Origin of the sequence: Parabacteroides gordonii MS-1 = DSM 23371 (assembly GCF_000969825.1) — a bacterium.
In the GTDB taxonomy this organism is placed as follows: Bacteria; Bacteroidota; Bacteroidia; order Bacteroidales; family Tannerellaceae; genus Parabacteroides; species Parabacteroides gordonii.
Map to the genome: position 1 here is coordinate 224,221 of NZ_KQ033919.1, position 21,702 is coordinate 245,922.

The following is a 21,702-nucleotide window of genomic DNA, read 5'->3' on the forward strand; positions in this document are numbered from 1 at the left end:
AATTGATCACCGGAATGATATATTGCTATCAAATACCGTGCCAGAATTAATCCCATCTGATATATGCGACCGGTCAGAGGTCTCATCTTTTGATTGTCAACTCCCAAAGTGGTAGATTTTGGGATGCATTCGGTGGCCGTATCCTCAGCACATGGGTTACCGTAGGGGCTACCTCTGTGGCTTTCACTTCACGGTAGATATGTTCCGGTTTGAGACCGTTACCCATAAATACCAATGGGGTAATTACTGCATTATTACGAATTATTTTTACTTTTTCTTTCGGATTGTCGTTGTTGATGATCCAGCCGGGTTGCAGCTCGATGATCAGGTCGCCACGTTTCAGGTGATGGGTTCCCTGACGGAACTTGACTGTACCTTCGTTCCATTCGCCGGCAAGCAGGGCGTGGTCGGTAGTGACATGCTGTACACCGCTGAATTCCATCAGGAAGGCAGCCGCTTTATCCTGTATGGTTACCAGATCGAGCTTTGCATCTTCGATAGCCTTGCGGTTCAGGTATATCTGGTTGTTATAGAAACCTTTTACCCAACTGCTTTGCTGCCCGTACATGGCCATCAGGTACATGTTTAACAAGGCTACGCAACGTTTCGGATGGAATTCGCCGCCGTTGATAAGTAATCCGTCGGCATATTCTTCCTCGCTCGTGTAATATCCGGAACCGGTAAATACGACCAGTGTGTTTGCCAAGCCGATCTTTTTGTCGATGGCATCGAGCAGTTGCTCCAGGTCTTTATCCAGCTGATAATAAGTGTCCTGGATCTCGCGGGTATAGTCCTTGCTCATTGTCCCCTTATAATTACCGGCATAATAGGTAACTGACAGCATGTCCGGACAACTTCGTGTACCGAATGCGCCATATTCAAGGAACTGCAGGGCTAACCTGTTTATCTCTTTATTAATGAAAGGCGTCGTTTTCAGCTTCGGAAAACAATCGTTTGTCTTTTCATTAAAGGTATATTTGAAAGGAATTTCGTCCAGTACATAGGGGAAAGCGTTATACTTCTCCAAGGGGAGGGAAGGAGTCCACACCATCTTGTCCAGACGTGCCGACAGCGATTCTACTCCGTTGTTATAACGGTCAACATACCAGGGTATACCTTTATAATAGGTTGTTGTTGCCCATTTTCCGTTTACATCGTCCATCCAGAAAGCACCGTTCGCCGCATGTCCGGCCGAAAGAATCGCACTTTCCGCATCGGGGGCGATGGCATAAACGTCGCTTCTTCCTTTGGAAGCTATTTTCAGTTCGTCTCCGATCGTGGAGCTGAATAACTTTTTAGGAGAATAATTCTCACGTGTATAGTTACCGAGATATTCTGCATCATACAGGATGGAAACTTCCTTGTCCTTGTCAAAATCGTAGTATTTACCGCCGCTGACGCCATTGAAGCAGGGATTGCTTCCGGTAAACAAGGTGGCAAAGGCACTGGCCTGGTCGATGTTGGAAAATTCGAATTTGATGTTGTTATACACCAATCCTTCGTTCATCAACCGCTTGAAGCCGCGTTCGCCGAATGTGTTGTAAAAGTATTCCACATAATCGCCCCTTAATTGATCGACGGTAATGCAAACCACTAACTTCGGGGTACGTTGTTGTGCCTCCAGGTTAGTGACTACCAGGATCGCAATAAGCGACGTTATTATTTTTCTCATTCGATTGTCCATATCTTCAAATGTGCATCCGCCCTCTGTAAACACCGAATCCTGAACGTAGCCAAAGGGTGGCGACAAGCGGAATAAAGGCTATATTTAAGTGTTGTGGGATGAAATACCAACCCGCCAACAGCAGCGTAAGCGCCGCAAAGTTAATAAAATGATAATAATATGCAGCCTTTCCGTACTTTTTTACTGCAAACAAAATAACAGCTACCAGGTCAAACGGCTGCAACCACACGATCGACCAGTTAGGCCAGATGCAGGGATGGGTCGATATAAAGCAAAGGAAGAACAATACCGTACCGGCCACTCCTGCAAGGAGAAAGAGGATACAATCCACCAGGCGGAAGTATGTTTTTTTCTTCCATTCCATATAAGTGATCAGTGATACCAGCAGGAAAATAATCATGCTGCATAACATAGGAGTGAACCATTCTTTTTCCCCCTGATCATCGTCTGTCAGTTCTTCTGCCAGGCGGGTGGTCGACTTCACCAGCTTTCTTTCCGTTCCGTCTGGGTTGACGATCGTTGCTTTGTCGAATTCTTCTTTCAGATAGACAGGAAGGAACATCATTTCATGGGGAGTAGCTACGCGGTCTGTCGGACTTCCCAGTGCCAGGTCGCATCCGAAGGTTAGCCATGAGTTATTGCGCGTACAATAATTAATAAGATCGCGGAACGTTTGCGGTTCCGGCGGATCATTATATTTTATCTTCCCGTCGACCTGTTCTTCCACGATGGCGACAGGACGGGTGGCGCAGTTGTCGAAAAAGAAGTTGTAACGGTAAACGCAGTTCTCCGGTTGTACATTAATATATAATGCATTCCAAATCTTGTTTATCTCATCGGGTGTGAAGTTTAATACCTGTTCGGTCACTTCGCTTCCGCGCATTTGATATTCGATTATATAATGCTGAAAGTTATAGGCGGCGAGCTTGTAATCGGTTTCCCCTTTCGTAAAGCGGTAGATGAAATTCGGTTTGGAGAAATCGAATATACCATAATTAAATACCAGATCTATTTTATGTAAACTATCTTTAACCCGTACGGCTGTATGTCCGTACAGGGTAAAGACTGCTTCATCAGACGGAGCAGCTGTTAATATACTGATCTGAGCTTCGTCGCTTAATTTGATCTGCGCCTTTGCCGGAACCAGCAAAAGGAGCAAAAAAAGCAGAAGCAGGTACTTCTTCATACGATAATTGTTTTACCGCACAAAGGTAGAGCTATTTTTTGAATAGTGAAACGATCCATAATAAAACGATAGCACCGATGGTAGACATAACCAGACTTCCGATCACTCCGTTTACGCTCAGTCCCAGCAAACCGAATAGCCATCCACCCAGTACACCGCCGATTATACCGACAATCAGATTGACGATCAACCCGAATCCACTCCCTTTCAAAATCTTTCCTGCCAGAAAACCGGCCAGGATCCCAATAACGATTGAACCAATAATTCCCATAATCTCTTATTCTTTAGTTTGTAGATAGAACAAACGGATACGGGCTTTTGTTTGTCCGGCCTCGCTTTTAATTAGAACTATCCGGCTCTTAAATTCAACCAGCCCTGATGTAAAGTTGCCAACCCCCGGGATATTCTTTGTCCGACGGGTGTCAGACAGCTGTCTGACAAAGGTGGGACAGTTGTTCGACCCTTGTCGGACAAAGAATATGTCAAGGGGGAATATCATTCTCTGCCAGATAATTCAATTTTTCCGGGCAGGTAGTTGTAATTGGAAGCCGGGAAAGGAGTTGGACAACAGTAGAATTAGCAGCTGTCGCTTTCATTGATAAAGGAAAAGTTTCAAAGAAATTTAGCAGGTTATCCCTTGGTTATGCGTGATATCTCGTCAATTTTGTTTTTCTTTGCGGAAAATTTCAGTCACGTGAATTTAATAATAGAACAAGGAAACACCTCTTCAAAAGTTGCGGTATACGATAAGAAGCATATGGTAGCCTCTTTCGTATACAAGAAATTCGATGTTGATGAATTGGAGTCTCTCTTTGGGAAATACGATTTTAAACATGGAATATTGTCGACTGTGATAGGCAAAAACGAAGTGCTGAATGATTACCTTCGGGGTAAACTTCGGCGCTTTATCTTTTTGGATGAAACTGTAAAGTTGCCTATTTCGGTTCAATATGAAACGCCCGAAACATTAGGGAAAGACCGGCTGGCGGCGGCTGTCGGTGCGAATTACCTGGAACCGGGAAAAGACCTGCTGGTCATTGACGCTGGCACAGCAATTACTTACGAATTGATCGAAGCATCGGGTACTTTCCTCGGGGGAAATATTTCTCCGGGTATGACTACGCGTTTCAAGGCTTTGAACTTTTATACAAAAAAACTACCTTTGGTGGCGGAAGAGGAGATAATACCTCTGATAGGCACCAGTACTGAGAGTGCTATTCAGGCAGGAGTAGTAAATGGAATTGTTTACGAGATGGATGGATATATCGAAATGTTACGGATAAAATATCCTAACCTTTTGGTTTTTTTAACAGGCGGTCATTCGTTTTATTTTGAAAGACGGCTAAAAAACTCCATCTTTGCAGACATTAATTTAGTGTTGACAGGATTAAACAGAATCTTAGAGTATAATGTTGAAGATTAATAAGCTACTAATAGCAAGCATTCTTATATTTACACAGTTGTCGCTAGCGGCACAAAATAACACTAACTCGCCCTATACCCGTTTTGGGTATGGTGAATTAGCTGATCGTTCATTCGGAGCCGGACGGGCAATGGGTGGTGTTGGTTTCGGACTGAGATCGTCGAGCCAGATAAACCCCATGAACCCTGCGTCTTACAGCTGTATGGATTCGTTGACATTTCTTTTTGATTTCGGAGCATCCGGCCAGCTTTCGTGGTTTGATGACGGGATCAATAAGCAAAATAATGTAAATGGTAATGTTGAATATATCGCTTTACAGTTCCCTATTCATAAGCGTATTGCCATGAGTGTCGGGCTTTTACCTTATTCTTATGTAGGATATAGCTTTGGTGCTTTGAGGACAAATGATGAAGGAACTTATATAGAATCATATAATGGTTCAGGCGGATTAAACGATTTGTATTTAGGATTGTCTATAGATATATGGAAGAAGCGTCTTGCTGTCGGAGCAAATGTCGGATATCTTTTTGGTACAACTAAGCACGAACAGGCTAATTCGTTTGTAAACAGTTCCGGTTTTAATTCTGTTCGGGCTCAGAGTCTGGAAGTCAGAGATATTAAGTTGGATTTCGGTGTTCAGTACACTCATCCGATTAGTAAAACTGAAAATGTTACATTGGGTTTGGTCTTTTCTCCGAAAAACCGTTTGAACGCTACATATATTAATATGGCTTATAAGACGAATAGTTCAGGTTCTGCGGAAGTGGTTGCTTCCGATACTACGAAGAGTAAGGCTTTTGATATCCCGAACTCAATCGGATTTGGTGCATCATACGTGAAAAATAATAAAATGACATTGGCAGCGGATGTACTGTACGAAGCATGGGATAATGCGAATTATGATGATTCGAAAGACAATTTCAAAAACCGTGTCAGGGTTGCTGCCGGGGGTGAGTTCATTCCGAATTATCAGAATCGTAATTTTTTCAATCGGGTAAGATATCGCGTCGGAGCTCATTATAGTAACTCTTATTTGATGATTAATAACACAGATGACGTCGCTTATAAAGGTAATGGATATAACGAATATGGAGTGAGTTTCGGTATGGGGTTGCCGTTGATTGATAACCGTTCTTTGGTAAATGTATCTTTTGAATATACAAAGATTAAGCCCGGAGGTGTGAACATGATTGATGAACAGTATTTCCGTTTTACTGTTAACTACACATTCAACGAAATGTGGTTCTGGAAGAAAAAAGTGGATTAATTTAAATTGCTAACTTAAATTAAAAACAGATATGAAAATAAAGGTATTATTGATTACCGCTGCATGTTCCTTAGGAGCATTTGGCGCTTATGCACAGAAAGGAGTAGATAATGGTACGCAATTCGGATCAGGTGAAGACAGTATCCGTTGTATTACCAATATCAGCTTGTTCGTTCCTTATGCGAAAGCAGGAAACTTTAAGGATGCATATGATTTTTGGAAGATTGTGTATGATGAATGTCCTGCTGCAACAAAGGATATCTATCTGCATGGTGTAAAGATCATGGCGTGGAAGATTGCCAATGAAAAGGATCCGGCAAAGAAAGCTGCTCTGGTAGATGACTTGATGGCTGTATACGACAAGCGTGTGAAATATTTCGGCGACGACAGACGTTATGGTAAAGACTGGATCGTTTCACGTAAGGCTCAGGATTATATTGCCCAGATGGGTGAAAAGGCTGATTATAAGAAACTGTATACATGGTTGGGCGATATCATCAATGAATATGGTGATAAAACTGAAGCATTAGGTGTTTCTTTATATATGTTCGCTTCTTACCAGATGATGGCAGACGATCCTAATCATAAAGGACAGTATGTAGAGGATTATCTGAAAGCTTCTAAAATTCTTGATAGCCAGTTGCAGGCTGCACAGGCTGCAAATAACGAAAAAGAAGTAAACAACCTGACTACATTCAAAACAAGTGTAAACGGTGCGTTTGCTAACAGTGGTGCTGCCGACTGCGAAACTCTGCAGAATCTGTATGCTCCTAAAGTGGAAGAAAGCAAAAGCGATCTGGCTGCTTTGAAAGAAATCGTTACTTTGCTGAGACGTGTTCGTTGTCAGGAAATCGACGCATTCTTTGCTGCTGCAGGTTATGCTTATCAGTTGGAACCGAGTGCTGACGCAGCTATCGGTATTGCAAAACAAGCTGTGAAGAACAAAGATTACGATAAAGCTATCAAATATTTCGAAGAAGCTGCCAACATGGAAACAGACCCTGCTTCAAAAGCAGAAGACTTTTACATGATCGCTTTGCTTAACTTCGACCAGAAGAGCTATTCAAAAGCAAGAGAATATGCTTTGAAAGCTGCATCAGCCAACGCAAGCTACGGGCAGCCTTACATCCTGATCGGACAGATGTATGCAGCAACAGTTAAGTCTGTATTCCCGAATGACGGTGTATTGGCAAGAGCCGCTTACAATGCAGCTATCGATAAGTTTGAAAAAGCAAAACAAGTGGACGAAAGCTGTATAGATGAAGCAAATAAATTGATCGGTACCTATCGTGCTCATTTACCTTCAACAGAAGAAATATTTATGCACCCCGATTTGGAAAAGGGTAAAACATTTACTGTTGGTGGTTGGATCGGCGAGTCAACAAGAATCAGATAATTATGATAGAAACGCGTTTTCTTAGTAAAACGGGAAAATATGGCATAACAACTACCTTTGTGGTGGTTGTTATGCTTCTTTTATTTATGGCTTCCTGTCGCAATTCAGATAAAGAAGTCGTAGTGGTGGAGTTTGCACCTGAAACTACCTACACAATGAAAACAACGGACATCACTAGCTTGATATCAGACTCCGGTATTACTCGTTATCGGATGAAGGCAAAAGAGTGGTTGATGTTTGGCAAGGCAAAAGAGCCTTATTCCTATCTTCCTCAAGGTGTTTATGTGGAGAAATTTGATTCTTTGTTCAATGTGGAAACCAGCATAAAAGCCGATACGGCTTATCATTGGGACAAGAAAGGTTTGATTAAGTTGATTGGTCATGTGAATATTTTGACTCAGGATAATAAAAAACTGGATACTTCGATCTTGTTTATTGATCAGACCGAAGATCGGGTTTATACGGATGAATATTTCGAGTTGCAGGAAGAGGAGAAGATCATTACCGGTATTGGTTTTGAATCCAACCTGAATATGACAAAATATAAAATCTTTAACTCGCAGGGAACTTTCCCTGTCAGCGAATCTGCCCCCGACTCATCCCGGGTAAATACATCTGCAGATACCACCGTAGTGGCTGTCTCAAAAGTAGACTCAATAAAAAAGGAGTAGTGTGAATGCATTAACGTACATATTAATTTCATTGGCTTTTTCCGCTTTTTTTTCAGGGATGGAGATCGCATTTATCTCCTCAAATAAGCTTCGGCACGAACTGGATAAAAAGAACAAAACTATTGCCGGTAAAATACTGGATATCTTTTATCGGAATCCGAACCAGTTTATTTCTACAATGCTGGTCGGTAATAATATCGCATTAGTTGTATACGGTCTGCAAATGGCAATCATACTGGAGCCGTTTATTGCAAAGTTCGTAAACAATGAAGCGCTGATCGTACTCGTTCAATCGATCATTTCGACTCTCCTGATCTTGTTTACCGGAGAGTTTATCCCTAAGACGATATTTAAATTGAATCCGAACTTTTCTCTGAATCTGTTTTCGGTTCCTTTATTCATTATATATATTATTTTATATCCGATATCCAAATTCTCCGCTTTGGTTTCTTATCTGTTTTTGAAGCTGGTTGGGGTTAAAGATGTATCGAAGTCTTCCGCACGTACGCTGGGGAAAGTCGATCTGGACTTTTTTATACAACAAAGTATAGATGATGCCCCGTCTAATTCGGATATGGATACGGAAGTGAAGATCTTTCAGAATGCGCTCGACTTTTCGAACGTACGTTTGCGTGATTGCATCGTACCGCGCACAGAGATCGTAGCTTGCGATACGACTGTCAGTATGGAAGAACTTCGTTCTAAATTCATTGAAACCGGTTTGTCGAAGATATTGATATATAACGAAAATATAGATGATATCATCGGTTATATCCATTCTTCGGAGTTGTTTAAGAACCCGGAGGACTGGACGCAAAATATAAAAACTGTTTCCATTGTTCCGGAAACAATGGCCGCTAATAAGTTGATGAAGATATTGATGCAGGAGAAGAAAAGTCTGGCAGTCGTAGTCGATGAATTCGGTGGTACATCCGGTATCGTTACATTGGAGGATCTTGTGGAAGAAATATTCGGAGAGATTGAAGATGAACATGATATGAAGTCGTATGTCGCCCGGAAAGTATCGGATGACGAGTATCTCGTATCTGGCCGTATGGAGATAGATTCGTTGAATGAGAAGTTCAATCTGGAGCTGCCGGAATCGGACGACTATGTAACGATAGCCGGCTATATTTTACATTTCTATCAAAAATTTCCTAAATTGAATGAATCAATCGTAATAGATAAGTATACTTTCAAAATAATGAAAGTGACAGCGACAAAAATAGAACTTGTGCGAATGAAAGTGGGTGGTTAATGAAAAAAAATGAAATAAAAGATGTAACAAATCCTTTTTTTCGTATCTTCGTGCCCTTAAACTGTAAAATATAAACTTTAAAAATAAATAACGATAAATGGCTACGCTGGAAAAAATCAGAAGCAAAGCAGGACTGCTCGTACTCGTTGTGGGTTTGGCATTGTTCGCTTTTATCATTGGAGACTTTTTGAACTCCGGTTCTACTTATTTCAGACAAACTCAGGAGAGAGTTGCTAAGGTTGACGGGGAAGTAATTAAAATTCAGGATTATCAGGGACGTATTGATGAAATGACTGAAATGTATAAGATGCAGTCAGGTTCAAGTAGTCTGCCTGAGGAATACATGAATCAGATCCGTCAGTCCGTATTCGACGCTATGGTACAGGAAATTGTATTGGACGAAGCAACTGATAAATTAGGTATGCAGGTCGGCCCGGAAGAACTGTTTGACATGGTACAGGGTGAAAATATTTCACCGATGATCCAACAGATGCAGATGTTCGTTAATCCGCAGACCGGACAGTTTGACAAGACAGCATTATTGAACTTCCTGAAATCGATCGATGATGATAACATTGCAAACTATCCTGCAGAACAACAGGCACAGTTGATCCAGGCTCGTAATTTCTGGTTGTTCTGGGAAAAGAACATCAAACGTCAGCGTCTGGAACAGAAATATACCACCTTGTTGAGCAAAGCAGTTTCTGCTAACGTTCTGGATGCTAAAGAAGCATTTAATGACGCTGCAGAAAGTTCAGATATCGTATATGCTATGCAGTCGTATGCAAGCATCCCCGATTCAACCGTGGAAGTTAGCAAGAGCGAAATCGAAAAACTGTACAATCAGCGCAAAGAACTTTACAAACAAAAAGAAGGTAAAGTAATTAAATATATCGCTGTTGATATCCGTCCGAGCCAGGAAGACTATGACAAGGCTAGTGCAGATATCGAATCTTTGAAAGAAGAATTTAAGACTTCTGAAAAGGTGGCTGATATAGTAAATGAAAACTCAGAAGTTCCTTATATGGATGCTTTCTTTACAGAAAACGCATTCGATCCGGAAATGAAACAATTTGCAACAACAGCCGAAGTGGGTGAGGTTTATGGCCCTGTATTCGACAACGACAAATACAGAATGTTCAAGTTGGTAGACAAGACTGTCGCTCCCGACTCTGTAAAAGTTAGTCACATCATGTTGGCAAACACAGGCGACGAAGCTCGTACAACAGCTTTGGCCGATAGCTTGATGAACGTATTGAAGAATGGTGGTAACTTTGCTGAGCTGGCAAAAGAATTCTCTGCTGACCAGGCTGCTGAAAATGGTGGTGAACTGGGATGGTTTACTGAAATTACTGCATTGAGAGGTGTAAATGAAGAATTTAAGAATGCCGTATTCTCAACTCCGGTGAACAACATCGCAAAAGTTAAATCTTTATATGGAACTCACCTTGTAAAGGTTACTGAAAAAACGAATAACGTAAATAAGTATAAGGTTGCTGATATTGACATGACAGTATCTCCAAGCTCTAAGACTTACAGCAATATCTATAACGAGTTGAACCAGTTTGTATCAAAGAACAGCGATTTGGCTAAGTTGGATGACGCTGCTAAAGAAGCAGGCTATAACCTGATTTCCGGTGTAACTGTTACAGCTGACAACCAGACGTTGGGAAGTATTAAGAATTCTCGTCCGGTGATCCGTTGGGCATTCCAGAACGACAAAGGTAAAATCTCCGAAATCTTCGAATGTGATGATAAATTTGTAATTGCAGGCGTTGAAGGTACTTTGAAAGAAGGTTACCGTTCAGTTGCTTCTGTTACTCCGGCTTTGAGAGCCGAGATCGCTGCTCAGAAGAAAGGTGAAAAGATCGCTGCCGACCTGAAAGCTAAAAGTCTGACTTCTGTTGAAGCTTATGCGGATGCAATGGGATCAAGAGTTGACTCTGTTAAGTTTATCAACTTCGGTACACGTCGTATCGCAGGTATCGGTGTAGAACCGAAAATGAATGCAATGGTTTCAATTGCAGAAGTAGGTCAGGTAAGCGAACCTGTAGCAGGTAACAATGGCGTATATGTATTCAAAGTATATGACAGAAACAAAGACGCTAAAGAATTCAATGAAGCTGAACAAATCCGTACGCTGGATGCTTCCAACGCTTATCGTTTCGGATTCCAGGCTATCCAGTCATTGGTAAATAAAGCAGAAGTAGAAGATAACCGCGTACGTTTCTTCTAAATAAATAAAGATAACAAAAGGTAATAACGATACCTTTATCAGAAAGCTGCCGGACTTATTCCAAAAAGTCCGGCAGCTTTTTTTATCTTTGTGCCGGATTAATCGCTATATAAATAAAACAATGCAAGAGAAAAGACGATTGTTGGGCATGACGCTGAACGAGTTGAAGGAGGTGGCTGCAGAGACCGGTTTGCCGGGTTATGCTGCTAAGCAGATAGCTGACTGGCTGTATAAGAAGAAAGTTACCTCTATTGCTGAAATGACCAATATTGCGGCTGCTAAACGTACATTACTGGAAGAGTCTTTCGAAGTAGGAGCAGTTCCTCCCATAGACTGTATGAAGTCTGTAGACGGAACGATAAAATATTTATTTGCAGCCGGCCCCGGTAATTTTGTCGAATCCGTTTATATCCCGACAGACGATCGTGCCACTTTGTGTGTATCTTCCCAGGTGGGATGCAAAATGAATTGCCTGTTCTGTATGACGGGCAAGCAGGGGTTTACAAAGAATCTTACTGCCAACCAGATATTGAATCAAATACAATCACTTCCCGAATCCGATCGTTTGACTAACCTGGTCTTTATGGGGATGGGGGAACCGCTGGATAATGTGGATGAACTCTTTAAAGTACTTGAAATCCTGACCTCTGCTTATGGTTATGGCTGGAGTCCTAAAAGAATAACCGTTTCGACCATCGGTGTGGCAAAAGGCTTAAAACGTTTTCTGGAGGAAAGCGACTGCCATCTGGCTGTAAGTCTCCACTCTCCGTTTCATGAAGAAAGACTGTCGCTGATGCCTGTGGAAAAGGCTTATCCGGCGCAGAGTCTCATCGATATGATCAAGGAATATGATTTTTCTCATCAACGTCGTGTCTCTTTCGAATATATAGTTTTTAAAAATTTAAATGATAGTCCGCAACATGCTAAAGCTCTGATTTGTTTATTGAATACATTGGATTGCCGGGTTAACCTGATTCGTTTTCACGCTATTCCCGGTGTATCGCTGGAAAGTTCGGATTGGGCAAGAATGGAGGTGTTTCGTGATACACTGAATAATGCCGGGATAATCTGTACGATCAGGGCTTCACGAGGGGAAGATATCTTTGCTGCTTGCGGAATGTTATCCACTGCTAAAAAGCAACAAAACGGATAGAAGACAAGTCATTTAATAGAAAAGAATTATATTTGTGTATTAAAAACGAATGGGTATGAAAAAGATTTCTTTACTGATCAGCTTTTTGATGTTTCTGGTATTGCTGGGAGCATGTAGCTCAGGGCCGGTTGGAAAACGGGCCACAGGCCTCGCTTATGAGGTTGTTGTCGTAATGAAAAAAGCAAACTGGGATGGCCCTTCGGGAAAGGCTATCAAGCAAGAACTGACATCTGATGTCCCAGGCCTTCCTCAATCTGAACCTGCATTAAAAATAACTTATGTAGATCCTTCGCAATTCGACGGGTTATTGACTTTTGTACGTAATATTTTGATTGTAAACGTCGATCCAGCTATTTATACAAAGGTATCAGTCAATTATGAAAACGACCGTTGGGCAAAAGGACAGGTTGTAGTAACGTTGAATGCACCTTCTCCGGAAGCTATTCTCGAATATGTGCAAGAACATCCGAGGGCATTGGTCGATTTCTTTGTAAAGGTAGAAATGAACCGCGCCATAGCACAGTTGCAGAAAGATTACAGTTCGGTAGTCATGGAAAACCTGAAGGATAAATATGACCTGATGCTGAATGCGCCTGCCAACATGACTTATTATCGGGATACGACCGATTTCTTCTGGGCGTCCAATAATGCCAATACAGGTCGTACGGATCTGATCGTATATACATTCCCTTATTCCGATCCGAATACGTTTACAGCCGAATATCTGATAGCTAAACGTGATTCCGTATTGAAGGTGAATTTGCCGGGCGCTTTCCCTGAGTCTCATATGGCCACCGAAACCCGTGCTGAAGTAACTTATACCCCGATCACTGTAAACGGAAAATATTGCGGTGAAATGCGTGGTTTGTGGAAGATGGTCGGCGATATGATGGGAGGGCCGTTCGTCAGCCATGTCCGTCTGGACGAAAAGAACAACCGCGTAGTGGTAGCCGAAGGTTTTGTATTTGCTCCTGAAACAGATAAACGTAATTTTATCCGCCGTATCGAAGCCGCTTTATACACACTTCGTCTGCCGGGCGAATTCGATAAATCGGTAGAAGAAAAGCTGGATATTCCGGAAAGTAAGAAATAAACAAACATAATACATGGAAGAACGATTGATAAAGGTGGGCATTACCCACGGAGATATAAATGGCATCGGATATGAGGTGATATTGAAAACATTCTCGGATGCCAGGGTTGCCGAACTTTGTACTCCGATCATATACGGATCGTCAAAGATCGCAGCTTATCACCGGAAAGCATTGGAATTGCCCCCTGTGAATATGAACATCATCTCTCAGGCTGAAGATGCCGGTATAAACCGCGTGAATATCATTAACTGTGTGGATGATGAAACTAAGGTGGAGCTGGCACAGTCGACGACTATAGCAGGTGAGGCCGCTTTCCTGTCGTTGGAAGCAGCGGTAGCCGACCTCAAACGGGGAGCTGTAGACGTGTTGCTGACGGCCCCTATTAATAAGCACAATATCCAGAATGACCAGTTCCATTTTCCGGGACATACGGAATATCTGGAAGAACGTTTTGGCGGAGTAGGGCGGAAAGCCCTGATGATCCTGATGAAGGATAACTTGCGGGTTGCTTTGGTGACCGGGCATATCCCTTTGTCGGAAGTACCGTCCAAAATAACGGTGGAGGACATTGTGTCGAAACTGCGCATATTCAATCAATCGCTCAAACAGGATTTCGGAATCGTTAAGCCGCGTATCGCTGTCTTGTCATTGAATCCGCATGCCGGAGACGACGGCCTGCTTGGAAAGGAAGAAGAAACGATCATTATTCCGGCTATGCAGGAGGCGGAGAAAAGAGGTGTCATGTCTTTCGGCCCTTATGCAGCGGATGGATTTTTCGGTTCGCAAATGTACGATAAGTTTGACGGTGTACTGGCTATGTATCACGACCAGGGACTGGCTCCGTTCAAGACACTGGCAATGGACGATGGCGTAAACTATACAGCCGGCCTGTCTATTGTACGTACATCTCCTGCACATGGAACGGCTTATGATATTGCCGGGCAGAATTTAGCCTCTGAGGAGTCTTTCCGCCAGGCTTTGTACGCCGCATTGGATATTTACCGGAATCGGTTGATTTTCCGTGAAGCAACAGCCAATCCGCTTCGTAAGCAATACTTTGATAAAGGCGGAGATAATGAAAAACTCGACCTTACCAGGGAGGACGACGATACGGATGTTTGTCCCCAGTAAATAAAGATAAAGAAAGGTATCCCCCGGAACAGTTATTCCGGGGGATATTTATTATAAATCAGACTTGTTCGGGCCTGTTGTTTTTTATAATAATCTGGTTCGTATTACGCTTTTTGACTTCAATCTTTTTTTGATAGGAAAAGTTTGCGTAAGTTTGTGGTTTCAAATTGCAACATGAATTATGTTTAAAGATAAAACGATCGTATATACCTCAGGAACGTTTGATATGTTCCATTATAATCACCTGCGGATGATCAATTATGCCCGTAGTCTGGCTGATATCCTTATTGTTGGTGTGAGTACGGACGAGTTAGTCTCCTCTTATAAGGCAAACCCAATTATACCGTTCAACGAACGTCTTCAGATCATCGAAGCGTTGAAGACTCCGGATATTGTCATACCGCAACATACGTTGGATCATACGGAAATAGTAAAGAAACTGAATATCGATGCTTTTGTTGTAGGCGATGACTGGTATGGTAAATATGATTATCTGAAAGATCTGGGTGTACAGGTTTTTTATTTCCCGTACGGAACAGGGGTTTCTTCTTCCAACCTGAAGAAAACCATTCATGACTCTTATGAAGAAAATCTGAAATATCAACGACACGCTAAACCCGCAACTGTAAAAGGCCAGGGAGAAGAATAAAAACGACTCATGGAAAAGTATGCTTTAATTACCGGTGGAACGAAAGGTATAGGTAAAGCGGTGGCTTTCTGTTTAGGTAAAGCCGGGTATAACCTTGTGCTTACATATGCTTCAGACGCGAACGCCGCGGAACAAGCCTGTGAGGAGTTGCAGCAGCAATTACAGATCAAGGTATTTGTGTTGCAGGCTGATGTTACGGATAAAGAATCCATAGAAAAAATATATACTTATCTGCAGGCAAAAGATTTACGGCTTGACGCAGTAGTCTTTAATGCCGGCCTGACCTGTCGCGATTCTTTTGAAGATCTGTCGCTTGCAGACTGGGAACGGGTCTTTTTTGCCAATGTACATTTTCCAGTATTCTTCCTGCAACGTATCGTTGGCCGGATAAATAAGGGAGGCAGTGTAGTCTTTACGGGCTCCCTGATGGGAATCCAACCTCACTCGGTTTCTCTTGTTTATGGGGTGACAAAGAGTGCGGTGCATGCCCTTGTGAAGAATCTGGTTAAGTTCCTTACGCCTTACGAACTGCGTGTGAATGCAGTCGCTCCCGGATTTGTGGATACGGAATGGCAGAAAACAAAACCTGCGGAGATACGCCGGAATATAGAGAATAAGGTCTCTCTCGGTCGCTTTTGCGATCCGGATGAGTTGGCCGAAGTATATAAGATGTTAATTGAAAATAGTTATTTTAATGGCGAAGTGGTCGTTGTAGACGGCGGTTATTCGTATAAATAATAAATAGATGAGTAATTTGGATAAGGAATACGAAGCATCGCTGAAATCGATAGAAACAGAAAATGTTGTCGACCGGGCATTCTACCGTCCGATCGGTTTCCGTATAGCTCGTATGTTGCGTGGTACAGGAATTACCCCGAATATGGTAACGGTAATTTCTATCTTTGTTGGAGCGGCCGTAGGTTTTATGTTTTACCATGATAATCTGGTCTATAATATTTGCGGTATATTGTTATTGGTATTTGCCAATATCCTCGATTGCGTGGATGGGCAGCTGGCCCGCCTGACCGGTATAAAGTCCGCTATCGGACGAATACTCGACGGATTTGCCGGTGATATATGGTTCGCATCTATTTATGTAGGTTTCGCCCTGCGCCTGTCACACGATTACGGAACCCACTGGTTCTTCGCTTTGGCCGTTTTATCAGGGCTGTCCCATTTGGTGCAGGCTAATATTACCGACTATTACAAAACACTTCATCTTTATTTTATCAGCAAGGATAAAGGAGCCGAGTTCCAATCGCTGGAACAGGTGATAGCCCGCCATAAAGAGATGAAGCTCGGAATTAATAAGACATTTTACTTTCTTTACAGAGGATATACTTTACTTCAGGTGAAGGCAACTCCCGCTTTGCAGCGTATGTTGCAAAGCCTGCACGCTAAATACGGGGATGATATTCCAGAAAACGTGCGGGTCGCTTTCCGTAAACAAAGCCGTGAGTTAATGCGTTATATAGACCTACTCACATTCAACGGACGTACGATTGTTATGTTTATCGTTGTGTTGATAGGAGAAGTCTGGATTTATTTCCTGTATGAAATAATAGTATTGAACATTGTTTTATTGCTGGCTATGCGAAAGCACGAAAAGATGTGCGCATCGTTTATAGAATAAAAAAGTATGAAAAAGAGCGTAGTAGACATTAATGATTTGCAGGAAGCTGCCCCGTTCTTCAAAAGCCGTATAGGCACCTTCCTTGGCAAATTATTAATTAAAGGATTGGGGGTAGATAAAGTAAACAGGGTACATGCCAACAATTGCCATTTGCGCGGGTCGGCATTTACTTCTGCGTTATTAAGTGATCCGTTGATCGATATCAGGTATAATCTGCACAACGCAGAGATCTTGGATCACTTACCGGAAGGAGCATTTATCACCATCTCCAACCATCCGATCGGTTCGGTGGACGGCATTATGCTGATTGACATCATGGCATCCCGTCGTCCCGACTTCAAAGTAATGGTAAATGGTATCCTGACAAAGATCGGAGCCATGAAGGATAATTTTGTATCGGTCATGCCCGACTCGACAGGCAACGGGCCGAATCCTGCCAATATAAACGGTGTCCGTTATTCACTTCAGCGCCTGAAAGAAGGCCATCCTATGGGCTTTTTCCCGGCGGGAGCCATTTCTTTTTATAATAAGGAAGATAAAGAGATCCATGATTTACCCTGGACGCATAGCGTGATCCGTTTGATAAAGAAGGCGAATGTACCAGTTTATCCGGTTTATTTTGATTTCCTTAATTCCCGTTTCTTTTACTGGTTGGGAAATATAAGCTGGAAGATCCGTACACTGCGTATTCCGGCGGAAGCATTTAACAAAAGAGGTAAAACGGTCGATGTCTATATCGGGGAACCGATCTCACCGGAGGAAATAAAGAAGTTTACCGACGATACTGCGCTTGCAGAATTCCTGTTCAACAGGACGTATGGTGCTAAAAAATGAGAAACCGCCGATAGAATCTACTTCGGATAGCTGGAATTTGAATTAAGATTTGTAATTTTGGCAGACAAACTGAAATAATTACAGATATTCAACAGATATGATGATAAAGCTAGACGTCCAGCAAATAAAGCAACGTTTTGGAATTATAGGAAATAGCCCTGGCCTGAATAGGGCTATCGATGTGGCTCTCCAGGTGGCTCCGACAGATTTGTCTGTCCTGATAACCGGTGAGAGTGGTGTCGGTAAAGAAACATTTCCACAGATTATACATCAGAACAGTCCGCGTAAACACGGACAATATATAGCCGTAAACTGCGGTGCCATTCCTGAAGGAACGATCGACTCCGAATTGTTCGGACACGAAAAAGGCTCTTTTACGGGGGCATTGGCCGACCGGAAAGGTTATTTTGAAGTGGCCGACGGTGGAACAATCTTCCTGGATGAAGTGGGGGAGTTGCCTATACCAACCCAAGCCCGTTTGCTGCGTGTGCTTGAAACGGGTGAGTTCATTAAGGTTGGTTCTTCCAAAGTGCTGAAAACGAATGTGCGGATCGTGGCTGCAACAAATGTGAATCTGATACAGGCCGTGGCCGATGGAAAGTTTCGCGAGGACTTGTATTATCGTTTGAATACGGTTCCCATCCAGATTCCGCCTTTGCGTGAACGCCCGGATGATATTATCCTTCTGTTCCGTAAATTTGCGGGCGACTGTGCGGAGAAATACCGTATGCCGTCGATCCGTCTGGATGATGAAGCCCGCCAGTTGCTCACTGCATACCGCTGGCCGGGTAACGTCCGTGAACTGAAGAATATAACAGAGCGTATCTCTGTCATTGAAGAAAACCGTGATATAACAGCTGATGTTTTGCGTTTGTATCTTCCTGACTTGAATATGGAAAAATATCCGGTTCTGGTCAAGCAGCAGGATAACGACCAGAAATTCTTCAACAGCGAACGTGAAATCCTTTATCAGGTTCTTTTCGATATGAAGAAAGATGTGAACGAGCTGAAGAAGCTTGTCCACGACATAATGGGAGGAAAGATGCAGATGCCGGTTGCCGAAGAGACAACCTATGCACATCCTATTCATCCGGTTCATACCTCTTCCATACAGGAAGTGGAAGCGGTGGAAGAGGAGGAAACCTTGTCGTTGGAAGAGGTAGAGAAAGAAATGATCCGTAAAGCACTCGAAAAGCATAACGGCCGCCGTAAGAATGCCGCCGCCGATCTGAAGATATCGGAACGTACGCTTTACAGGAAGATTAAAGAATATAATTTGGAATAATATGTTGAAAAAAAATGTGATCTGGCTTTGCCTGCTGATAGGAGTCGTGCTGACTGCTTGCTCCATCTCCTATAAGTTCAATGGAGCTTCTATCGACTATACAAAGGTAAAGACCATCACGATCAAGGATTTCCCTAACCAGGCACCTTTGGTTTACCCGCAGTTATCGCAGGAGTTTACCGAAGCACTGAAGGATATATATATTCGTCAGACACGTCTCCAACTGGTCAACGATAATGGCGACCTGGAGCTGGAAGGTGAGATAACTGGTTATCAGTTGACGCCGATGGCAGTCAAGGAAGATGCCTGGTCTTCACAAACGAAGCTGACGATTACGGTACGTGTGCGTTATTCTAACCGTACGAACCCGGATGAAGATTTTGAACAGACATTCTCCGCTTATCAGGAGTTTGACGCAACACGAATGCTTCAGGATGTAGAACCGGAGTTATGTCCGCTCATTATAGAGGAAATAGTCGATCAGATTTACAATGCAACAGTAGCGAACTGGTAAAAAATGAAAGCGGCAGATTTATATCAACTGATAGAAGATCCCTCTCTGCTGACGAAGGAAACCCTTCCTCAACTAAAGCAGATAGTGGACGAATATCCTTATTTCCATATAGCCCGGATGCTTTACCTGAAGAATCTGGCTGTATTGAACGATATGCGTTTTGCCGCCGAATTGAGGAAAATGGCTGTCTATATACCAGACAGGAAAAAGTTATTTACATTGATAGAAGGGGAGCGTTACGGTATGCATCTTAAAACAGCGTCGGGCGAAGAAACAGAAACAGCCGACGCCTTTTCTCTGATTGAAGCCTTCCTTGCCGACCGTGAAAGTGAAGGGGAGCAACAGGCAACAGATTCTACATTATTATTCCAGCCATCCGTTTCGTCGGATTATATCTACTGGTCGCTGACAAAGGATTCCGAAACGGAGGAAGAAGATCCGTCCGTTAAATTGCAGCACCACGATCTGATCGATTCTTTCATTAAGAATGACGAACAGCGGGCGCCGGGCAGTGGCCTGGGTATTAACCTGGAGCCGGGTGAAGACAACCCGGTTTCGCCTTTGAAGCCGGAGGAGGAGGAACAGTCTCGTTCTCTGGAAGATGATTCTTATTTTACCGAGACATTAGCCCATATTTATGTTAAACAGAAGCGATATGAGAAAGCTCTGCAAATTATTAAAAACTTATATTTGAATTATCCGGAAAAAAATGCTTACTTTGCAGACCAAATAAGATTTTTGGAAAAATTGATTATTAACACTAAAAAATAAAACAAAGATGTACGTATTTATTTCTATTTTGATCCTGATTGCGTCATTACTATTGATCCTGATAGTATTGATCCAGAACTCAAAGGGTGGAGGTCTGGCTTCGGGGTTCTCTTCTTCTAACCAAATTATGGGTGTACGTAAGACCACAGATTTCCTTGAAAAAGCAACTTGGGGCCTGGCAGGTTTCGTTATTGTTTGTAGTATCGTTATTACTGCATTCATCCCCAGAGCAACAACAACTGTTCAATCTGAAATCAAACAACAGGTAAACGAAGCTGTTACAATCGATCCGAATACGGTAGCACCTAACTTCGGTACAGCTCAGCAACCGGCTGCTGCTACAGAAGAAGCTCCGGCTGAAGAACCTGCACAAGCACAATAAGTTAGATATTTATCAAATATTTAAATGCATATAAAAAAGCATTCCGCAAGGGATGCTTTTTTTATGGATATAAGCCTGCTTACTATATTGTTTCGGCAAATTAACTATCATACTATCACGAATTTGTTTTACGCTGTAATAATCAAGGCTTGTAGTAGTGATGGTTGCTGTTTTCAACTATCACTCATCTATCACTAACTATCACAAAATGCCTTGTTTTAACTGTATATTAACTTATTGACAGCGTTTTTATCTCCCAAAAACACCGTTAAAAGGAGATTCTTTCCATCTGCATATTCATCTTTCCCCTTATATATTTACACTGAATAGGTAAGTTTTTTTCATCAAAATACTTACTAATTGTTTCTAAAACCCGCATTTCAACCTGTTTTACACCCCCATGTTGACGATGCTCACACCCGGGTGTCAGGGTGGTTGATACCCGGGTGTCAAGCGGTATTTATAACTATATATCTGATAATTAGTAGTGTACTTTGTGTAATAAGACAGGCATGTATTGTTTTTCAGGACAAGACAAGTGATGGTTGGTGATAGGTGAGTGATAGTTAAAAACAGTAACCATCACTTCTGTAAACATTGATTATTATGCTGTAAAGTAGAATCGTGATAGTGTGATAGTTGTTTTTTCAAAATATATATAGTAAATATTATCGGTTTACTTTTTCTGATAAATACACCTGTTTATTCTATTGTTTGGTTAAATCAATGATTATGCCATCGCTTCCTTGTTTTCAATGGATATATAAAATAGTTTCACTTTTGTTTGCATATTCAGGCGGTTCTCTCTACTTTTGCCCCTGCACACTAGTATAGCGATACATGGTTGTGCATCTTATTGATTACGAGAAGCGTTTAAAGATATTATCCTTATAGTGAAACTTCGACACTTTCATAGATAGTGGATAATAGACAACTGAACGCTCACGTACCTTTCCTTGTTATGTACACTCATGCTAGCCATGCGTATAGACAAGATAAAAGGGCGTGGGCTGTTGTTTATATCACTATCTAGGGCAGTCGAAGGCCTCACTATAAGATATATTCAACAGTTCCTACGCCTCTTTTATTTTATAACGATCCAGTCTGGGAATTGATGGATAACTTAACTTATTTC

At 42.2% G+C, this 21,702-nt stretch carries 20 protein-coding genes; 17 read left to right on the forward strand and 3 right to left on the reverse strand.

The annotated features are described in order from the left end of the window. Positions 1-82 precede the first annotated feature (82 nt). Genes HMPREF1536_RS01000 through HMPREF1536_RS01010 form a run of 3 tightly spaced genes read right to left on the reverse strand, consistent with a single transcriptional unit; the run spans position 83 to position 3,141 of the window. Positions 83-1,672 carry an alkaline phosphatase family protein gene (locus HMPREF1536_RS01000; RefSeq protein WP_028730546.1) on the reverse strand — a complete coding sequence of 530 codons (1,590 nt, stop codon included), beginning with the start codon at positions 1,670-1,672 and terminating at the stop codon, positions 83-85. 16 nt (positions 1,673-1,688) lie between these two features. Continuing rightward, a complete protein-coding gene (locus HMPREF1536_RS01005; protein ID WP_028730547.1) occupies positions 1,689-2,870 on the reverse strand; it encodes a lipoprotein N-acyltransferase Lnb domain-containing protein in 1,182 nt (393 codons plus the stop codon). A gap of 31 nt (positions 2,871-2,901) precedes the next feature. Next, the gene (locus tag HMPREF1536_RS01010) at positions 2,902-3,141 is read right to left on the reverse strand and encodes a GlsB/YeaQ/YmgE family stress response membrane protein (RefSeq protein WP_028730548.1); all 240 of its coding nucleotides are present in this window, start codon (positions 3,139-3,141) and stop codon (positions 2,902-2,904) included. Between the two features lie 372 nt (positions 3,142-3,513). Between HMPREF1536_RS01010 and HMPREF1536_RS01015 the strand changes: the two genes are divergently transcribed. The 17 genes from HMPREF1536_RS01015 (at position 3,514) to secG (ending at position 20,567) form a co-directional block, all read left to right on the forward strand. Continuing rightward, the gene (locus tag HMPREF1536_RS01015) at positions 3,514-4,293 is read left to right on the forward strand and encodes a type III pantothenate kinase (protein WP_081693458.1); all 780 of its coding nucleotides are present in this window, start codon (positions 3,514-3,516) and stop codon (positions 4,291-4,293) included. Continuing rightward, positions 4,280-5,560 carry a BamG family beta-barrel-assembly machinery protein gene (locus HMPREF1536_RS01020; RefSeq protein ID WP_028730550.1) on the forward strand — a complete coding sequence of 427 codons (1,281 nt, stop codon included), beginning with the start codon at positions 4,280-4,282 and terminating at the stop codon, positions 5,558-5,560. Before HMPREF1536_RS01015 ends, HMPREF1536_RS01020 begins: the two co-directional genes overlap by 14 nt. 31 nt (positions 5,561-5,591) lie before the next feature. Then, positions 5,592-6,956 carry a tetratricopeptide repeat protein gene (locus HMPREF1536_RS01025; RefSeq protein WP_028730551.1) on the forward strand — a complete coding sequence of 455 codons (1,365 nt, stop codon included), beginning with the start codon at positions 5,592-5,594 and terminating at the stop codon, positions 6,954-6,956. A 2-nt stretch (positions 6,957-6,958) separates the two neighbouring features. Further along, complete coding sequence (gene lptC / locus HMPREF1536_RS01030) at positions 6,959-7,627, forward strand: LPS export ABC transporter periplasmic protein LptC (protein ID WP_028730552.1); 669 nt, start codon at positions 6,959-6,961, stop codon at positions 7,625-7,627. A gap of 1 nt (position 7,628) precedes the next feature. Then, positions 7,629-8,885, forward strand: a complete 1,257-nt coding sequence (locus HMPREF1536_RS01035; protein WP_028730553.1) for a hemolysin family protein — start codon at positions 7,629-7,631, stop codon at positions 8,883-8,885. Between the two features lie 97 nt (positions 8,886-8,982). After that, on the forward strand, positions 8,983-11,121 hold the full coding sequence (locus HMPREF1536_RS01040) for a peptidylprolyl isomerase (RefSeq protein WP_028730554.1): 2,139 nt from the start codon (positions 8,983-8,985) through the stop codon (positions 11,119-11,121). A 121-nt stretch (positions 11,122-11,242) separates the two neighbouring features. After that, the gene (gene rlmN, locus HMPREF1536_RS01045; protein WP_028730555.1) at positions 11,243-12,274 is read left to right on the forward strand and encodes a dual-specificity RNA methyltransferase RlmN; all 1,032 of its coding nucleotides are present in this window, start codon (positions 11,243-11,245) and stop codon (positions 12,272-12,274) included. A gap of 55 nt (positions 12,275-12,329) precedes the next feature. After that, positions 12,330-13,367, forward strand: coding sequence for a DUF4837 family protein (locus HMPREF1536_RS01050; RefSeq protein WP_028730556.1), 1,038 nt, complete (start codon positions 12,330-12,332; stop codon positions 13,365-13,367). Between the two features lie 13 nt (positions 13,368-13,380). Continuing rightward, entirely contained in the window at positions 13,381-14,499 is a 1,119-nt protein-coding gene (gene pdxA, locus HMPREF1536_RS01055; RefSeq protein ID WP_028730557.1) for a 4-hydroxythreonine-4-phosphate dehydrogenase PdxA, read from the forward strand. 181 nt (positions 14,500-14,680) lie between these two features. Beyond that, on the forward strand, positions 14,681-15,148 hold the full coding sequence (locus tag HMPREF1536_RS01060) for an FAD synthase family protein (protein ID WP_028730558.1): 468 nt from the start codon (positions 14,681-14,683) through the stop codon (positions 15,146-15,148). Positions 15,149-15,157: 9 nt separating this feature from the next. Next, positions 15,158-15,886 carry an SDR family NAD(P)-dependent oxidoreductase gene (locus tag HMPREF1536_RS01065; protein WP_028730559.1) on the forward strand — a complete coding sequence of 243 codons (729 nt, stop codon included), beginning with the start codon at positions 15,158-15,160 and terminating at the stop codon, positions 15,884-15,886. A gap of 7 nt (positions 15,887-15,893) precedes the next feature. Next, positions 15,894-16,781, forward strand: coding sequence for a CDP-alcohol phosphatidyltransferase family protein (locus HMPREF1536_RS01070; protein ID WP_028730560.1), 888 nt, complete (start codon positions 15,894-15,896; stop codon positions 16,779-16,781). Positions 16,782-16,787: 6 nt separating this feature from the next. Further along, positions 16,788-17,615 (forward strand): lysophospholipid acyltransferase family protein, encoded by an 828-nt coding sequence (locus tag HMPREF1536_RS01075; protein WP_028730561.1) that lies wholly within the window; start codon positions 16,788-16,790, stop codon positions 17,613-17,615. A 100-nt stretch (positions 17,616-17,715) separates the two neighbouring features. Next, positions 17,716-18,900, forward strand: coding sequence for a sigma-54 interaction domain-containing protein (locus tag HMPREF1536_RS01080; protein WP_028730562.1), 1,185 nt, complete (start codon positions 17,716-17,718; stop codon positions 18,898-18,900). A 1-nt stretch (position 18,901) separates the two neighbouring features. Beyond that, entirely contained in the window at positions 18,902-19,414 is a 513-nt protein-coding gene (locus tag HMPREF1536_RS01085) for an LptE family protein (protein WP_028730563.1), read from the forward strand. Positions 19,415-19,417: 3 nt separating this feature from the next. Then, positions 19,418-20,185, forward strand: coding sequence for a hypothetical protein (locus HMPREF1536_RS01090; protein WP_028730564.1), 768 nt, complete (start codon positions 19,418-19,420; stop codon positions 20,183-20,185). A 7-nt stretch (positions 20,186-20,192) separates the two neighbouring features. Then, entirely contained in the window at positions 20,193-20,567 is a 375-nt protein-coding gene (gene secG, locus HMPREF1536_RS01095; RefSeq protein WP_028730565.1) for a preprotein translocase subunit SecG, read from the forward strand. The last annotated feature ends 1,135 nt before the right edge of the window (positions 20,568-21,702 follow it).

Excerpts from the sequence above, each read along its gene's own strand:
- HMPREF1536_RS01000 (WP_028730546.1), bottom strand. The coding sequence starts at position 1,672 with ATGAGAAAAATAATAACGTCGCTTATTGCGATCCTGGTAGTCACTAAC.
- HMPREF1536_RS01005 (WP_028730547.1), bottom strand. The coding sequence starts at position 2,870 with ATGAAGAAGTACCTGCTTCTGCTTTTTTTGCTCCTTTTGCTGGTTCCG.
- HMPREF1536_RS01010 (WP_028730548.1), bottom strand. The coding sequence starts at position 3,141 with ATGGGAATTATTGGTTCAATCGTTATTGGGATCCTGGCCGGTTTTCTG.
- HMPREF1536_RS01015 (WP_081693458.1), top strand. The coding sequence starts at position 3,514 with ATGCGTGATATCTCGTCAATTTTGTTTTTCTTTGCGGAAAATTTCAGT.
- HMPREF1536_RS01020 (WP_028730550.1), top strand. The coding sequence starts at position 4,280 with ATGTTGAAGATTAATAAGCTACTAATAGCAAGCATTCTTATATTTACA.
- HMPREF1536_RS01025 (WP_028730551.1), top strand. The coding sequence starts at position 5,592 with ATGAAAATAAAGGTATTATTGATTACCGCTGCATGTTCCTTAGGAGCA.
- lptC (WP_028730552.1), top strand. The coding sequence starts at position 6,959 with ATGATAGAAACGCGTTTTCTTAGTAAAACGGGAAAATATGGCATAACA.
- HMPREF1536_RS01040 (WP_028730554.1), top strand. The coding sequence starts at position 8,983 with ATGGCTACGCTGGAAAAAATCAGAAGCAAAGCAGGACTGCTCGTACTC.
- rlmN (WP_028730555.1), top strand. The coding sequence starts at position 11,243 with ATGCAAGAGAAAAGACGATTGTTGGGCATGACGCTGAACGAGTTGAAG.
- HMPREF1536_RS01050 (WP_028730556.1), top strand. The coding sequence starts at position 12,330 with ATGAAAAAGATTTCTTTACTGATCAGCTTTTTGATGTTTCTGGTATTG.
- pdxA (WP_028730557.1), top strand. The coding sequence starts at position 13,381 with ATGGAAGAACGATTGATAAAGGTGGGCATTACCCACGGAGATATAAAT.
- HMPREF1536_RS01060 (WP_028730558.1), top strand. The coding sequence starts at position 14,681 with ATGTTTAAAGATAAAACGATCGTATATACCTCAGGAACGTTTGATATG.
- HMPREF1536_RS01065 (WP_028730559.1), top strand. The coding sequence starts at position 15,158 with ATGGAAAAGTATGCTTTAATTACCGGTGGAACGAAAGGTATAGGTAAA.
- HMPREF1536_RS01070 (WP_028730560.1), top strand. The coding sequence starts at position 15,894 with ATGAGTAATTTGGATAAGGAATACGAAGCATCGCTGAAATCGATAGAA.
- HMPREF1536_RS01075 (WP_028730561.1), top strand. The coding sequence starts at position 16,788 with ATGAAAAAGAGCGTAGTAGACATTAATGATTTGCAGGAAGCTGCCCCG.
- HMPREF1536_RS01080 (WP_028730562.1), top strand. The coding sequence starts at position 17,716 with ATGATAAAGCTAGACGTCCAGCAAATAAAGCAACGTTTTGGAATTATA.
- HMPREF1536_RS01085 (WP_028730563.1), top strand. The coding sequence starts at position 18,902 with ATGTTGAAAAAAAATGTGATCTGGCTTTGCCTGCTGATAGGAGTCGTG.
- HMPREF1536_RS01090 (WP_028730564.1), top strand. The coding sequence starts at position 19,418 with ATGAAAGCGGCAGATTTATATCAACTGATAGAAGATCCCTCTCTGCTG.
- secG (WP_028730565.1), top strand. The coding sequence starts at position 20,193 with ATGTACGTATTTATTTCTATTTTGATCCTGATTGCGTCATTACTATTG.